This is a genomic window from Pseudomonas sp. KBW05 (genome assembly GCF_003852405.1).
Classification (GTDB): Bacteria; Pseudomonadota; Gammaproteobacteria; order Pseudomonadales; family Pseudomonadaceae; genus Aquipseudomonas.
The window spans coordinates 127,820-143,810 of sequence record NZ_QAJM01000024.1 but is presented as its reverse complement, the minus strand read 5'-3'; the positions used below and the strand labels follow the sequence as shown (position 1 = coordinate 143,810).

Genomic DNA, 15,991 nt, shown 5'->3' with positions numbered 1-15,991 from the left:
CAGAGCGATCAACGACAGTAAAACAGGGCTCACCCCCTCAATTGCTGATCACCAACATCGTCCGAGTGACGGCACCTGCCGGGTTCCAGCCGAAAAGATAGTCACCCTCCTCGTCCTTTGCATCGCTGGACCTGGTGACAACCTTGTAGCCCTGCATCTTGCACTCACGTGCCGCACGCTTCTCACACTTGTCCCAACCAGAGCCAAGGCCAGAGCAATCGATCTCGATACCGCTTACACCGTGCCGGGCATGGGTTTTGGCACTGGTGACGGAGCAGCCTGCAAGCACTGCCATTGCGAACACTACGATAAGCCTGTTCATTCCAACCCTTACTGAATAGCCAACACGGGAGCAGCTTTTCAAACGACTATAGTCAGTTCTGACAACCGCTCATACCGCTTGGTTCTTGGTTGTTGATTCAACGAATTTCAGGCACAAAAAAGGGCGACCGAAGTCGCCCTTTTTCTATAGCTTTACAGAACTTAGTTCTGCTTGGCCATTGCTTCGCGCAGCAGGGAGGCCATAGTGGTCTCGCCAGTTGCAGCAGCTTCTGGAGCCGATTTCAGGCTCTGCATAGCTTCTTTCTCTTCCACTTCGTCTTTCGACTTGATGGAGAGTTGGATCACGCGGCTCTTGCGATCAACGCTGATGATCTTGGCTTCTACTTCCTGGCCTTCTTTCAGAACGTTGCGCGCGTCTTCAACGCGGTCACGGCTGATTTCGGAGGCTTTCAGAGTCGCTTCGATATCGTCGGCCAGAGTGATGATGGCGCCTTTAGCGTCAACTTCTTTCACGATGCCCTTAACGATTGCGCCTTTGTCGTTGTCCTGAACGTATTCAGAGAACGGGTCGCTTTCCAGCTGCTTGATACCCAGGGAGATGCGCTCGCGCTCTGGGTCAACCGACAGGATAACGGTGTCCAGCTCGTCGCCCTTCTTGAAACGACGAACAGCTTCTTCGCCAACTTCGTTCCAGGAGATGTCGGACAGGTGAACCAGGCCGTCGATGCCGCCGTCCAGACCAATGAAGATACCGAAATCGGTGATCGACTTGATGGTGCCGGAGATTTTATCGCCCTTGTTGAACTGGCCAGAGAAATCTTCCCATGGGTTAGATTTGCACTGCTTGATGCCCAGGGAGATACGACGACGCTCTTCGTCGATGTCCAGAACCATAACTTCCACTTCGTCGCCGACTTGTACGACTTTCGAAGGGTGGATGTTTTTGTTGGTCCAGTCCATTTCGGAAACGTGCACCAGGCCTTCCACGCCTTCTTCCAGCTCAGCGAAGCAGCCGTAGTCGGTCAGGTTGGTAACACGCGCGGTTACGCGAGTGCTTTCTGGGTAACGAGCTTTGATAGCAACCCATGGATCTTCACCCAGTTGCTTCAGGCCCAGGGAAACACGGTTGCGCTCGCGATCGTATTTCAGAACCTTTACATCGATCTCGTCGCCAACGTTGACGATTTCAGATGGATGCTTGATACGCTTCCAAGCCATGTCGGTAATGTGCAGCAGGCCATCGACGCCACCCAGATCGACGAATGCGCCGTAATCGGTGAGGTTCTTGACGATACCTTTGACTTGTTGGCCTTCCTGCAGGGATTCCAGCAGAGCTTCACGCTCGGCGGAGTTCTCTGCTTCCAGGACGCTGCGACGGGAAACGACAACGTTGTTGCGCTTCTGGTCGAGTTTGATGACCTTGAATTCGAGTTCCTTGCCTTCCAGGTGCGTGGTATCGCGCACTGGACGAACGTCGACCAAAGAACCTGGCAGGAACGCACGGATGCCGTTAACGTCGACAGTGAAGCCGCCTTTAACCTTACCGTTGATAACGCCCTTGACCACTTCTTCAGCTGCGAAGGCTGCTTCGAGAACAATCCAGCATTCAGCGCGCTTGGCTTTTTCACGGGACAGCTTGGTTTCACCGAAACCGTCTTCAACCGAGTCCAGAGCAACGTGAACTTCGTCACCGACATTGATAGTCAGGTCACCAGCATCGTTGTAGAACTGTTCCAGCGGGATCAGAGCTTCAGACTTCAGACCAGCGTGAACGGTTACCCAGCGAGCTTGGTAATCGATATCAACGATAACACCGGTGATGATGGAGCCTGCCTGAAGGTTCAGGGTTTTTAGGCTTTCTTCAAAGAGTTCCGCAAAGCTTTCGCTCATTTTAATTCCTGTTGATAAGGGCGAAGAATACGCCCATCTCCACACCCCAGACGGTGTGGGTCAGTTTCAGTTAAAAGAAGCCACCGCAGGACTATGACTGGTCCCCTGCGGCCTTCTTGGTCACCCGGCGATATCGCGAATGGCGATTTCGCTCAAGATGCGTTCCAGCACCTGCTCGATGGACAACTCCGTGGAATCCAGCTGTATCGCATCAGCCGCCGGTTTAAGCGGGGCTACTGCGCGCTGGGTATCACGCTCATCACGTGCACGGATCTCATCTAGCAGACTCGACAGACTAACACCATCGACTTTGCCCTTCAACTGCAAGTAGCGGCGGCGAGCCCGCTCCTCGGCGCTGGCCGTCAGGAAAACCTTCAGCGGCGCCTCGGGAAACACGACGGTTCCCATATCGCGCCCGTCAGCCACCAGGCCCGGCGGCTCCTGAAAAGCCCGCTGACGCTGCAGCAATGCGTCACGTACGGCCGGCAGCGCGGCAATCTGCGAAGCCCAGGAACCGACTTGTTCATTACGCAGGTCGTCGGTTACATCATCCCCTTCCAGGATGATGCGTTGCGGATGACCTTCCGTCGCCCCGACGAACTGCACATCAAGATGCGCCGCCAACAGCTTCAAGGATTCTTCGTTGGTCAGGTCTACGCCATGGTTGCGCGCAGCAAAAGCCAGCAGGCGGTAAAGGGCGCCGGAATCCAGCAGGCACCAACCCAGGCGCTTGGCCAGGATGCCGGCGATCGTGCCTTTGCCCGAGCCGCTTGGCCCGTCGATGGTAATCACCGGTGCTTTAATATTCACAATTGAGCCTCTTGGGCTACACGAATGCCGACTTGGGCACACAGTGTAAGAAAGTTCGGAAAAGATGTAGCTACATTGGCGCAGTCACGGATACGAATCGGCGCTGTCGCCCGCAGGGAAGCAACGCTGAAGGCCATGGCAATCCGATGATCACCGTGAGCATGGACTTCACCACCACCCATCGGGCCACCGTCGATAATAATCCCATCGGGGGTCGGTTCACACTTGACCCCCAGCGCCAACAGACCATCGGCCATGACCTGAATACGATCAGACTCTTTAACGCGCAGCTCTTCAGCGCCCCGCAAAACGGTGCGCCCCGCCGCACAAGCTGCCGCAACAAACAGCACCGGGAACTCATCGATCGCCAACGGCACCAGCGCTTCGGGAATCTCGATCCCCTTCAGCGCTGCGGCGCGCACACGCAGATCGGCGACAGGCTCCCCCCCCACTTCACGCGGGTTTTCCAAGGTGATATCCGCCCCCATCAGTCGCAGGATATCGATCACCCCGGTACGCGTCGGGTTGATGCCAACATGCTCCAGCAACAACTCGGAGCCCTCGGCAATCGAAGCGGCCACCAGGAAAAACGCCGAAGAGGAAATATCCCCCGGCACCTCGATACGGGTTGCCGTCAGCGCATGCCCGGACTCGACCGACGCAGTCGCCCCGTCAACCGCCACCGGATAACCAAAGCCACGCAGCATGCGCTCGGTATGATCACGGGTCGGCGCAGGCTCGGTCACCGAGGTCGTGCCTGCGGCGTACAGCCCGGCCAGCAACAGGCAGGACTTGACCTGCGCGCTGGCCATCGGCAACGCGTACGTCAGCCCTTTCAACGCCTGACCGCCACGAATGGTCAGCGGCGGCCGCCCTTCAGGGCCGGTGTCGATCACCGCGCCCATTTCCCGCAGCGGCTTGGCCACACGACTCATGGGACGCTTGGATAAAGAAGCATCGCCCGTCAGCACACTGTCGAAGCTTTGCGCGGCCAGCAGCCCGGAAAGCAACCGCATGGACGTACCGGAGTTCCCTAGGTAAATCGGCCCTGGCGCTGCCTTCAAGCCATGCAAACCCACCCCATGAATGGTCACGCGCCCATGGTGCGGGCCTTCAATCACCACGCCCATGTCGCGAAACGCCTGCAAGGTCGCCAAGGCATCTTCGCCTTCGAGGAAACCTTCGACCTCCGTCACACCCTCGGCCAAAGAACCCAGCATGATCGAGCGATGGGAGATCGACTTGTCGCCCGGCACGCGGATACGCCCGCTCACGCAGCCGCCCGGACTGGCCAGGAACGTCAGCTCATCGGCGTCCACCGCCGTCTCCATGTAGGCCCGGCGCGCCAGGATCTTGCTGAAATGCTCCCGCGCCACCCGCGCACGGGTGAATACGCCCAGCAATTGATGCCCATCACCCGCGTCAACTGCGTCGCGCAAGGCGTCGAGGTCGCTGCGGAAGGTGTCCAGGGTACGCAACACCGCTTCGCGGTTGGCGAGGAAGATGTCGTGCCACATCACCGGATCACTGCCGGCAATCCGCGTGAAATCACGGAAGCCACCGGCGGCGTAACGGAAAATCTCGAGATTCTCGTTGCGCTTGGCCAAGGAGTCCACCAAACCAAATGCCAACAGATGGGGCAAGTGGCTGGTCGCCGCCAACACTTCATCGTGGCGCTCGACCTGCATATGTTCCACGTCCGCCCCCAGCTCGCGCCAGAGACGATCCACAACGGCCAGCGCGGCCGGATCGGTCTGCTCCAGCGGCGTCAGGATCACCTTGTGGCGACGGAACAACTGCGCGTTGGAAGCTTCCACCCCACTCTGCTCGGAGCCGGCAATCGGGTGACCCGGCACAAAGCGCGCCGGCATGCCGCCAAACGCCAGTTGCGCCGCGCGCACCACATTGCCTTTGGCGCTGCCGACGTCCGTCAGGATCGCCTGGCCCAGGTCCATGCCGGCCAACAACGCCAGCAACTTCTCCATGGCCAGGATCGGCACCGCCAGCTGGATCACATCCGCACCCTGGCAGGCAAGCGCCAGGTCGGCCTCACAGCGATCGACTACCCCGAGTTCAACCGCCAACTTGCGCGACTGCGGGTCCAGGTCCACACCGACCACTTCGCCACACAACCCGCTTTCACGCAGGCCTTTGGCGAAGGAGCCGCCGATCAACCCCAGACCGACCACCACCAGGCGACCGATCATAGGCACAGCAGGTTGCATTGCAGTGACATCAACCACGAGCCAGAACCTTGGCCAACGCCTCCAGGAAGCGGGCGTTCTCGGCCGGCAAACCAATGGTGATACGCAGGTGGTTCGGCATGCCGTAGTTGGCCACCGGACGCACGATCACACCTTCAGCCAGCAGCCCCTGGAACACCGGGGCAGCCACCTGGCCAAGATCGACACAGATGAAGTTGCCTTTGGACGGAATCCAACCCAGACCCAGCTCACGGAAACCCTCTTGCAGTTGCAACATGCCGCTTTCGTTGATGCGGCGACCCTCTTCCAGATACTCGGCATCCTTCACCGCCGCACAAGCCGCCGCCAGGGCAAGGCTGTTGACGTTGAACGGCTGGCGTACGCGGTTCAGCACGTCGGCGACGACGGCCGTGGACAAACCGTAGCCAACCCGCAACGAAGCCAAGCCATACGCCTTGGAGAACGTGCGCGATACCAGCAGGTTCGGGTAGGCCGCCAGGAAGTCCAGGCCGTCCGGCAGGTCGCTGCCTTCGGCGTACTCGATGTAGGCCTCGTCCAGCACCACCAGCACGTGCTCGGGCACGTCCTGCAGGAAATCGTTCAGCGCCTGCGCATCGAACCAGGTCCCGGTCGGGTTGTTCGGGTTGGCGATAAACACCACGCGGGTCTGTGCATCGATGGCCGCCAGCATGACCGGCAGATCGTGCCCCCAGTCCTTCGCTGGAATCACCCGCGCATCTGCGCCAACCGCCTGGGTGACGATCGGGTAGACGGCAAACGCGTGCTCACTGAACACCGCGTTGAGGCCCGGCGCCAGGTAAGCACGGCCCACCAGCTCAAGAATGTCGTTGGAGCCGTTCCCCAGGGTTACCTGATTCAGCTCGACCCGGCACTTTTCAGCCAGCAGCGACTTCAGGGCAAAGCCGTTGCCATCGGGATAACGGGTCAGCTCGGCCAGCTCTTCACGAATCGCTGCCAACACCTTGGGGCTTGGGCCCAACGGGTTCTCGTTACTGGCCAGCTTGACGATCTTCGCCGGATCCAGGTTCAACTCACGCGCCAACTCGTCCACAGGCTTGCCCGGAACGTAAGGCGACAGTTGTTGCACGCCCGGCTGCGCCAGGGCGAGGAAGTTGCCACTCATGTTAACGCCTCACAAAACCGCTTTCGGGTAGGAGCCCAGCACCTTGAGTGCCACCGCTTCCTGACTGATTTTCTCCAGCACACCCTTGACCAACGGGTCACGGTGATGGCCGATGAAATCGATAAAGAACACGTAGGTCCATTTACCGCTGCGCGACGGACGAGTCTCGATGCGCGTCAGGTCAATCCCGTTGTCATGGAACGGCACCAACAGCTCATGCAGTGCGCCGGGCTTGTTGCTCATGGAGACGATGATCGAGGTCTTGTCGTCGCCCGTCGGCGGCACTTCCTGGCTGCCGATCATCAGGAAGCGTGTGGAGTTATCCGGGCGGTCCTCGATTTTCTCGGCCAGGCGCGTCAGGCCGTACAGGCCCGCTGCCATATCCCCGGCGATGGCCGCCGAGTTCCACTCGCCCTTGACCCGCTTGGCCGCTTCGGCGTTGCTGGACACCGCCACGCGCTCGACATTCGGGTAGTGCGCATCCAGCCACTTGCGGCACTGGGCCAGGGACTGGGCGTGGGAGTAGATACGGCTGATGCTGTCGGTCTTGGTGTTCTCGCCCACCAGCAAGTGGTGGTGGATACGCAGCTCGACTTCGCCGCAGATCACCATGTCGTGCTCAAGGAAGCTGTCCAGGGTGTGGTTGACCGCGCCCTCGGTGGAGTTTTCCACCGGGACCACGCCAAAATTCACCGCACCGGCTGCCACTTCACGGAACACTTCGTCGATCGCTGCCATTGGCTTGCTGATCACCGCGTGGCCGAAGTGCTTCATGGCCGCCGCTTGGGTGAAGGTACCTTCAGGGCCGAGGTAAGCCACTTTCAGTGGCTGCTCCAGGGCCAGGCACGAGGACATGATTTCGCGGAACAACCGCGCCATCTCTTCGTTGCCCAGCGGGCCTTTGTTGCGCTCCATCACACGCTTGAGCACCTGGGCTTCACGCTCAGGCCGGTAGAACACCGGCACTTCGCCTTCCGCCAGGGATGCCATCTTCACCCGCGCCACTTCCTGGGCACATCGCGCGCGCTCACTGATCAGCTCCAGGACTTTCTCGTCCAGGCTGTCAATGCGTACGCGCAGGGCCTTGAGTTCTTGCTCAGACATTAGCCGTGTTCCTTTTCGAACTCTGCCATGTAGGCAACCAGCGCATTGATCGCGTGGATGTCGACAGCGTTGTAGATGGAGGCGCGCATGCCACCGACCGAACGGTGGCCCTTGAGGTTCAGCAGGCCGCGCGCGTCGGCACCGGCCAGGAATGGCTTGTCGAGGCGATCGTCAGCCAAGCGGAAAGGTACGTTCATCCACGAGCGGTCGCTCAGGTTGATCGGGTTGCTGTACAGGCCGCTGGCGTCGATGAAGTCGTACAGGGTGCGCTTCTTCTCTTCGTTGAGCTTGCCCATGGCGGCGACACCGCCCTGCTCTTTCAGCCACTCGAACACCAGGCCGGACAGGTACCAGGCGAACGCCGGCGGCGTGTTGTACATCGAGCCGTTGTCGGCCGCGACCTTGTAGTTGAGCATGGTCGGGCACAGCGAACGGGCGCGACCCAGCAGGTCTTCGCGGATGATGTTGACGAGGATACCGCTCGGGCCGATGTTCTTCTGCGCCCCGGCGTAGATCATGCCGTACTTGGACACGTCGATCGGGCGCGAGAGGATGTCCGAGGACATGTCGCACACCAACGGCACGTCGCCGACCTCCGGCACCCAGTCGAACTCCAGGCCGCCAATGGTTTCGTTCTGCACGTAATGGACGTAGGCCGCATCCTTCGACAGCTTCCACTCGTTCTGACCGGGAATCGCGAAGTAATCGTAGGGCTTGGCGGTACCGGCGACGTTGACGTTGCCGTAGCGCGAGGCCTCTTCAATGGCCTTCTGGCCCCAGATACCGGTGTCGATATAGTCGGCAGTGCCATCTTCCGGCAGCAGGTTCAGTGGGATCTGCGCGAACTGCTGGCTGGCGCCGCCTTGCAGGAACAGCACTTTGTAGTTCGATGGGATGTCCAGCAAGTCGCGCAGATCCTGCTCGGCCTTGTTGGCAATGGACACGAACTCATCGCTGCGATGGCTCATTTCCATCACAGAGAGGCCTTTTCCATGCCAGTCGAGGAGTTCACCCTGCGCACGCTGCAGGACTGCTTCAGGAAGCGCCGCGGGACCGGCACAGAAGTTATAGGCTCTCTTGCTCACATCCAATCTCACTCTGATCTGGTGGGGCTGCAATCATGTTCGGCAACACCCTTTCTCTGGAGCGAATCCTTGTGGGAGCTGGCTTGCCTGCGATAAGGGCACCTCGGTATCGCAGTGATACCGTGGCGCTGCCATCGCAGGCAAGCCAGCTCCCACATTGACCGCGTCCAGCCAAAGGACATGTTGTTTCAAAGGGGACAAACAACAAGGGGGCGAATCTTCATCCGCCCCCTGTGTGTCCGCTTATTCCTGCGGTTCTTCTTCGTCTGCGGCAGCGTCGAGGGTTGGCTCGTCGACGTTGTCATCGCCGCTTGCGATCACCTCGCCATCAAAGCCTTCCCCTTCGCGCTCTGCACCCTCAAACTCCTCGCCTTCGACTTCCGATGGTTCCTGGACTCGCTCCAGGCCCACCAGTGTCTCGTCGCTGGCCAGCTTGATCAGCGTCACGCCCTGGGTGTTACGGCCCAGGCTCGACACTTCGGCCACACGGGTACGTACCAGGGTGCCCTGGTCGGAAATCAGCATGATTTCCTCGCCATCGAGCACCTGGACTGCGCCGACCAGACGGCCGTTGCGGTCGTTGCTGACCATGGCGATCACGCCCTGGCCGCCACGCTTGTACTCCGGGAACTCGCTGATGGCGGTACGCTTGCCGTAACCACGCGCCGAAGCGGTGAGGATCTGGCTGCCTTCTTCCGGGATCAGCATCGAAATCAGCTTCTGCCCTTCTGGCAGGCGCATGCCGCGCACACCGCGGGCAGTACGGCCCATGGCACGCACGTCGGATTCCTTGAAGCGTGTCACCTTGCCACCGTCGGAGAACAGCATGACTTCACGCTCGCCATCGGTGATGGCGGCGGAGATCAGTACGTCACCTTCGTCCAGCTCCAGGGCGATCAGGCCCACGCTGCGCTGGCGGCTGAAGGATTCCAGCGGGGTCTTCTTGACGGTGCCTTTGGCGGTCGCCATGAAGATGAAGTGACCTTCGGTGTATTCCTCGACCGGCAGCATGGTGGTGATGTATTCATCACTGTCCAGCGGCAGCAGGTTGACCAACGGACGACCACGGGCGGCACGGGAGGCTTCCGGGATCTCGTAGGTCTTGAGCCAGTACACCTTGCCTTTGCTGGAGAACAGCAGCAGCGTGGTGTGGCTGTTGGCCACGAGCAGGTGAGCGATGTAGTCCTCATCCTTCACGCCGGTAGCCGATTTACCTTTACCACCACGGCGCTGGGCCTGGTACGCAGCCAGAGGCTGGGTCTTGGCGTAGCCACCGTGGGAAATGGTCACGACGCGCTCTTCTTCCGGGATCATGTCACCCAGGGTCAGGTCGAGGCGAGCATCGAGGATCTCGGTGCGGCGCACGTCGCCGTATTCGGCGCGGATCACTTCCAGTTCTTCGCGGATCACTTCCATCAGGCGCACGGCGCTGCTGAGGATGCGGATCAACTCGCCGATCTGGTTGAGGATCTCCTGGTACTCGGCCAGCAGCTTCTCGTGCTCCAGGCCGGTCAGTCGGTGCAGGCGCAGTTCCAGAATGGCCTGGGCCTGTTCCGGCGACAGGAAGTACTTGCCTTCGCGCAGGCCGTATTGTGGGTCCAAGGTCTCTGGACGGCACGAGTCGGCACCGGCACGTTCAACCATCGCCACCACGGCGCTGGATTCCCAAGGCGTGCTGATCAGCGCTTCCTTGGCTTCCGACGGGGTTGGCGAGGCCTTGATCAAGGCGATTACCGGGTCGATGTTCGACAACGCAACTGCCTGGCCTTCCAGGATGTGGCCGCGCTCGCGGGCCTTGCGCAGTTCGAACACGGTACGGCGGGTGACCACTTCGCGGCGGTGACGCACGAAGGCTTCCAGCAGATCCTTGAGGTTCAGGATGCGCGGGCGGCCGTCGATCAGTGCAACCACGTTGATACCAAACACGCTTTGCAGCTGGGTCTGGGCGTAGAGGTTGTTGAGGATCACCTCAGGCACTTCGCCACGGCGCAGCTCGATCACCACGCGCATACCGTCTTTGTCGGACTCGTCGCGCAGCTCGGTGATGCCTTCCAGCTTCTTCTCTTTGACCAGCTCGGCGATCTTCTCGATCAGGCGCGCCTTGTTCAACTGGTAAGGCAGCTCGGTGATGACGATCTGCTGGCGGCCACCGACCTTGTCGATGTCTTCGATCATCGAGCGGGCGCGCATGTAAATGCGGCCACGGCCGGTGCGGTAGGCTTCGATGATACCGGCACGACCGTTGATGATCGCGGCGGTCGGGAAGTCCGGGCCGGGAATGTATTGCATCAACTCATCGACGGTCAGCTCAGGGTTGTCGATGAGGGCCAGGCAACCGTCGATGACTTCACCGAGGTTGTGTGGCGGGATGTTGGTCGCCATGCCCACGGCGATACCGCTGGAACCGTTGACCAGCAGGTTGGGAATACGGGTTGGCATCACAGCCGGGATCATTTCGGTGCCGTCGTAGTTCGGCACCCAGTCCACGGTTTCTTTGTGCAGGTCAGCCAGCAGCTCGTGCGCCAGCTTGGTCATGCGCACTTCGGTGTATCGCATGGCCGCGGCGTTGTCGCCGTCGACCGAACCGAAGTTGCCCTGGCCGTCTACCAGCAGGTAGCGCAGGGAAAACGGCTGCGCCATCCGAACGATGGTGTCGTACACCGCAGTGTCGCCGTGAGGGTGATACTTACCGATCACGTCACCGACAACACGGGCAGATTTCTTGTACGGCTTGTTCCAGTCGTTACCCAGCTCGCTCATCGCGAACAGCACACGCCGGTGCACGGGCTTCAAGCCATCGCGCGCATCAGGCAGTGCCCGACCGACAATTACGCTCATCGCGTAGTCGAGGTAGGACTGTTTCAGCTCGTCTTCGATATTGACCGGGAGGATTTCTTTGGCCAGTTCGCCCATGAGAAGCCTGATTCCTTTTTCGGGTGAAACCTCGTCACATCCATATGGGACGAACGAAGCTCGCCGCTGCCGGCACGGTGCCTGACAACGACTTACGACAAATCAACGAGTTATGACACGGATCTGCACGTTATAGGCAACCCCTCGGGGCGGCCTTGGAAACCGCCGGATGTTATCACAATCGCCGCCACGCACCTATCCCCCAGATGCGCATGGAGCATAGTTAGTTGACGGGTGACAGGCTTGAGGGGGACGAGAGGGGCTTAGAGGCGGGTTGGTGCTATTTTTCGGGAGTGAATCCGAAGGATTTGTTGACTTATCGGCCCATTCGCGAGCAAGCCCGCTCCCACATTTGATTTGTGAACACATTCAAAATGTGGGAGCGGGCTTGCTCGCGAATGCGGTCCAACAGCCCCCCCCCCTCAATGCAGCCGCTTACGGCACATCAACTTGGCCATCTTGGCCACATCCGGCCGTTCGACAATGCCCTTTTCCGTGACGATCACGTCGATCAGATCCGCCGGCGTCACGTCGAACACCGGATTGAACGCATCCACCCCCAAACGCTGCCCGACAATCTCCAGCAACTCGCCCGGATCACGCTCTTCCAGCGCGACGTCATCGCCCGTTGCCATCATCAAATCGACCGTCGAACTCGGCGCCACCACCATAAAGCGCACGCCATGGTGCATAGCGCATACGGCGAGCTGGTAGGTGCCGATCTTGCTGATCACATCGCCATTGGCGGCAATGCAATCGGCACCGACGATCACCCAGGTCACGCCTTTGGTCTTGAGGATATGTGCGCCCGCCGAGTCGGCATTCACCGTCACCGGAATGCCCTCGCCCGCCAGCTCCCAGGCCGTCAGCCGCGAGCCTTGCAGCCAGGGGCGGGTTTCGTTGGCGTAGACCTGCTCGACCATGCCCTCCAGGAAGGCCGCCCGAATCACGCCAAGGGCCGTGCCCACACCGCCCGTAGCCAACGCACCCGCATTGCCATGGGTCAGGATCGCCTGGGCGTTGCCCTGATGCTTGCGGATCAGCTCGACGCCCAGCTGGGCCATGTTCAAATTGGCTTCCCGATCACTTTCATGGATCGCAATGGCCTCGGCCTCCAGCACGGCCAACGGATCGGCGTGCTTTTTGAGGCGATCCAGACGATCACGCATGCGCTTCAGGGCCCAGAACAGGTTCGACGCAGTGGGACGGCTTTCAGCCAACAGTGCGTAGTCCTCTTCCCACGCAGCCTGCCAGTCACCGCCCTCGGCGATACGTTCACGGGCGGCGAGCACCAAGCCATAGGCCGCACTGATGCCGATGGCCGGCGCGCCGCGCACGACCATGGTGCGGATCGCTGCGGCCACGGCCTCGACCGTGGAGCACGCCACCCAGTCTTCCCGGGATGGCAAGGCACGCTGATCGAGCAGGTACAGCGCGCCATCACGCCAATCGATGGCCTTCACTTTCTCCGCAGCCAACAGTCGATCGCGCATCCCTTACTCCGCACTCATGAACAAAAGCCGCCGATTATAGCGATCCGCCAGCCAGGACGCTCGGGTATACTTCGGCCTTCTTTTATAGCTGCCTGGGAAGAAGCCCGCGATGACCGCCACTGCCGCCCCGCTCGACTTGGTATTACTGCCCACCTGGCTGGTGCCCGTCGAACCTGCCGGCGTGGTGCTCAAGGAACATGGCGTGGGCATCCGTGAGGGACGCATTGCCTTTATCGGCCCACGGGCGGCGGCATTGAAACTGGCAGCCACCGAGGTCCGCGAGTTGCCGGGCATGCTGCTCAGCCCCGGCCTGATCAACGCCCACGGGCATGCGGCGATGAGCCTGTTTCGCGGCCTGGCCGATGATTTGCCGCTGATGACCTGGCTGGAAAAACACATCTGGCCCGCCGAGGCCAAGTGGGTCGATGAGGCGTTCGTACGCGACGGCACCGACCTGGCCATCGCCGAGCAGCTCAAGGGTGGCATCACCTGTTTCTCGGACATGTACTTCTACCCCAAGGTCGCCAGTGACTGCGTGCATAACAGCGGCATGCGTGCGCAAATCGCGATTCCGATCCTCGACTTCCCGATTCCCGGCGCCAGCAGCGCCGACGAGGCCATCCGCCAGGGTGTCGAGCTGTTCGGTGATCTCAAGCACCACCCGCGCATCAAGGTCACCTTCGGCCCTCATGCGCCCTACACCGTGTGCGATGCCAACCTGGAAAAAATCCGCGTGATCGCCGAAGAGCTGGACGCCGCGATCCACATGCACGTGCACGAAACCGCCTTTGAAGTGCAGCAAGCCGTCGAGCAGACCGGCGAACGCCCACTCGCGCGCCTGGGCCGCCTTGGGTTGCTGGGCCCGCGCTTCCAGGCCGTTCATATGACCCAAATCAGCGAAGATGACCTGGCTTTGCTGGTAGAAAGCAACACCAGCGTGATCCACTGCCCGGAATCCAACCTGAAACTGGCCAGCGGCTTCTGCCCGGTGGAGCGCTTGTGGCAGGCTGGCGTCAACGTGGCCATCGGCACCGATGGCGCCGCCAGCAACAATGACCTCGACCTGCTGGGCGAAACCCGCACGGCAGCGATGCTGGCCAAGGCTGTCGCCGGCTCGGCCACGGCCCTGGATGCCCACCGCGCCCTGCGCATGGCCACCCTCAATGGCGCGCGGGCCATGGGCCTGGAAAGCGAGATTGGCTCACTGGAAGTCGGCAAGGCGGCGGATATGGTCGCCTTCGATCTGTCGGGGCTGGCGCAACAACCGGTCTACGATCCGGTCTCACAGCTTATATATGCCACCGGACGCGATTGCGTGAAACACCTTTGGGTCGCCGGCAAGCAATTGCTCGACGACCGGCAATTGACCCGCATGGATGAACAGCAACTGACCGCCACGGCCATGGCCTGGGGCAAGCGCATCAGCGGGCACCACGAATAACGCCGGCCTTGAAGCCGTACGTTCAAGACCGACAAACCGATTTATCAGATTTAGAGGATGCACCATGAGCAACGTCGACCACGCCGAAATCGCCAAATTCGAAGCCCTGGCCCACCGCTGGTGGGACCGCGAAAGCGAGTTCAAGCCCTTGCACGACATCAACCCGCTGCGGGTCAACTGGATTGACGAGCGCGTCAACCTGGCCGGCAAGAAGGTGCTGGACGTCGGCTGCGGCGGCGGCATCCTCAGCGAAGCCATGGCCCAGCGCGGCGCCACGGTGATGGGTATCGACATGGGCGAAGCGCCACTGGCCGTGGCCCAACTGCATCAGCTGGAGTCCGGCGTTAACGTCGAATACCGCCAGATCACCGCCGAAGACCTCGCCGAAGAAATGCCCGAGCAATTCGACGTGGTCACCTGCCTGGAAATGCTCGAACACGTGCCGGACCCGTCCTCGGTAATCCGCGCCTGCTTCCGCATGGTCAAGCCGGGCGGCCAGGTGTTCTTCTCCACCATCAACCGCAACCCCAAGGCCTACCTGTTCGCGATCATCGGCGCCGAATACATCATGAAGCTGCTGCCGCGTGGCACCCATGACTTCAAGAAGTTCATCCGCCCGTCCGAGCTGGGCGCCTGGAGCCGCCAGGCCGGGCTGACCGTCAAGGACATCATCGGCCTGACCTACAACCCGCTGACCAAGCACTACAAACTGGCCAGCGACGTGGACGTCAACTACATGATCCAGACCCTGCGCGAGGAGTAAGCCTGTGAAGTTGCGAGCGGTTCTCTTCGATATGGACGGTACGCTGCTGGACACCGCGCCGGACTTTATCGCCATCTGCCAAGCCATGCGCGCCGACCGTGGCCTGGCGCCGATCAACGATGCGCACATCCGCGATGAAATCTCCGGCGGTGCGCGGGCAATGGTCGCCGTGACCTTTTCCATGGACCCGGAATCCCCAGGCTTTGAAGAACTGCGCCTGGAGTTCCTGGAGCGCTACCTCAAGGGTTGCGCGGTGCACAGCAAACTGTTCGACGGCATGGCCGAACTGCTGGCGGACATCGAGAAGTCCAAGCTGGTGTGGGGCGTAGTCACCAACAAGCCGCTGCGCTTTGCCGAACCGATCATGCAGCAACTGGGCTTGGCCGAGCGCTCGGCCCTGCTGATCTGCCCGGACCACGTGAAAAACAGCAAGCCGGACCCGGAGCCGATGATCCTGGCGTGCAAGATGCTCGACCTGGACCCGGCCAGCGTGTTGTTCGTGGGCGATGACCTGCGTGACATCGAGTCTGGCCGCGATGCCGGCACCCGCACCGCTGCGGTGACCTACGGCTATATCCACCCGGACGACAACCCACGCAACTGGGGCGCCGACGTGGTGGTGGACCACCCGCTGGAACTGCGCAAGGTGCTGGATAACGCACTGTGCAGTTGCTGATGGCGCACTGAATCTACAGACCAATGAAGATCCAAATGTGGGAGCGGGCTTGCTCGCGAAAGCGGTGGATCAGTTGAAGTATCTGTGACTGACACTCCGCATTCGCGAGCAAGCCCGCTCCCACAGGGGACCTGCGCTGTTTCCAAATTGGGTGTTTGCAACCTGTTGAATTTTGTCGAGGCTATT

12 protein-coding genes are annotated in these 15,991 nt (G+C 60.8%); 3 read left to right on the top strand and 9 right to left on the bottom strand.

Translation table 11 applies throughout. The features are described 5' to 3' along the window. Positions 1-37: 37 nt before the first annotated feature. From DBR46_RS23285 to mtnA, 9 genes are all read right to left on the bottom strand, one after another. Positions 38-322 carry a hypothetical protein gene (locus tag DBR46_RS23285; RefSeq protein ID WP_124528092.1) on the bottom strand — a complete coding sequence of 95 codons (285 nt, stop codon included), beginning with the start codon at positions 320-322 and terminating at the stop codon, positions 38-40. 161 nt (positions 323-483) lie between these two features. Next, on the bottom strand, positions 484-2,172 hold the full coding sequence (rpsA, locus tag DBR46_RS23280; RefSeq protein WP_017734470.1) for a 30S ribosomal protein S1: 1,689 nt from the start codon (positions 2,170-2,172) through the stop codon (positions 484-486). Positions 2,173-2,292: 120 nt separating this feature from the next. Then, complete coding sequence (cmk, locus tag DBR46_RS23275) at positions 2,293-2,982, bottom strand: (d)CMP kinase (RefSeq protein WP_124528091.1); 690 nt, start codon at positions 2,980-2,982, stop codon at positions 2,293-2,295. Continuing rightward, positions 2,979-5,189 (bottom strand): bifunctional prephenate dehydrogenase/3-phosphoshikimate 1-carboxyvinyltransferase, encoded by a 2,211-nt coding sequence (locus tag DBR46_RS23270; protein WP_256659381.1) that lies wholly within the window; start codon positions 5,187-5,189, stop codon positions 2,979-2,981. The genes cmk and DBR46_RS23270 overlap by 4 nt, the downstream gene beginning before the upstream one ends. A 28-nt stretch (positions 5,190-5,217) precedes the next feature. After that, positions 5,218-6,330, bottom strand: coding sequence for a histidinol-phosphate transaminase (gene hisC, locus DBR46_RS23265; protein ID WP_124528089.1), 1,113 nt, complete (start codon positions 6,328-6,330; stop codon positions 5,218-5,220). A 9-nt stretch (positions 6,331-6,339) separates the two neighbouring features. Further along, positions 6,340-7,434 carry a prephenate dehydratase gene (gene pheA / locus DBR46_RS23260; RefSeq protein WP_003172650.1) on the bottom strand — a complete coding sequence of 365 codons (1,095 nt, stop codon included), beginning with the start codon at positions 7,432-7,434 and terminating at the stop codon, positions 6,340-6,342. After that, complete coding sequence (serC, locus tag DBR46_RS23255; protein ID WP_124528088.1) at positions 7,434-8,519, bottom strand: 3-phosphoserine/phosphohydroxythreonine transaminase; 1,086 nt, start codon at positions 8,517-8,519, stop codon at positions 7,434-7,436. The genes pheA and serC overlap by 1 nt, the downstream gene beginning before the upstream one ends. 243 nt (positions 8,520-8,762) lie before the next feature. Then, positions 8,763-11,432, bottom strand: a complete 2,670-nt coding sequence (gyrA, locus tag DBR46_RS23250; RefSeq protein ID WP_124528087.1) for a DNA gyrase subunit A — start codon at positions 11,430-11,432, stop codon at positions 8,763-8,765. A gap of 422 nt (positions 11,433-11,854) precedes the next feature. Then, positions 11,855-12,925 carry an S-methyl-5-thioribose-1-phosphate isomerase gene (mtnA, locus tag DBR46_RS23245; protein ID WP_124528086.1) on the bottom strand — a complete coding sequence of 357 codons (1,071 nt, stop codon included), beginning with the start codon at positions 12,923-12,925 and terminating at the stop codon, positions 11,855-11,857. Between the two features lie 109 nt (positions 12,926-13,034). On the opposite strand from mtnA, the gene DBR46_RS23240 reads away from it, so the two are divergent. The 3 genes from DBR46_RS23240 (at position 13,035) to mupP (ending at position 15,805) form a co-directional block, all read left to right on the top strand. Then, positions 13,035-14,366 (top strand): TRZ/ATZ family hydrolase, encoded by a 1,332-nt coding sequence (locus DBR46_RS23240; protein ID WP_124528085.1) that lies wholly within the window; start codon positions 13,035-13,037, stop codon positions 14,364-14,366. 64 nt (positions 14,367-14,430) lie between these two features. Then, a complete protein-coding gene (ubiG, locus tag DBR46_RS23235; protein ID WP_017734479.1) occupies positions 14,431-15,129 on the top strand; it encodes a bifunctional 2-polyprenyl-6-hydroxyphenol methylase/3-demethylubiquinol 3-O-methyltransferase UbiG in 699 nt (232 codons plus the stop codon). A 4-nt stretch (positions 15,130-15,133) separates the two neighbouring features. Further along, the gene (gene mupP / locus DBR46_RS23230) at positions 15,134-15,805 is read left to right on the top strand and encodes an N-acetylmuramic acid 6-phosphate phosphatase MupP (RefSeq protein ID WP_026136488.1); all 672 of its coding nucleotides are present in this window, start codon (positions 15,134-15,136) and stop codon (positions 15,803-15,805) included. The last annotated feature ends 186 nt before the right edge of the window (positions 15,806-15,991 follow it).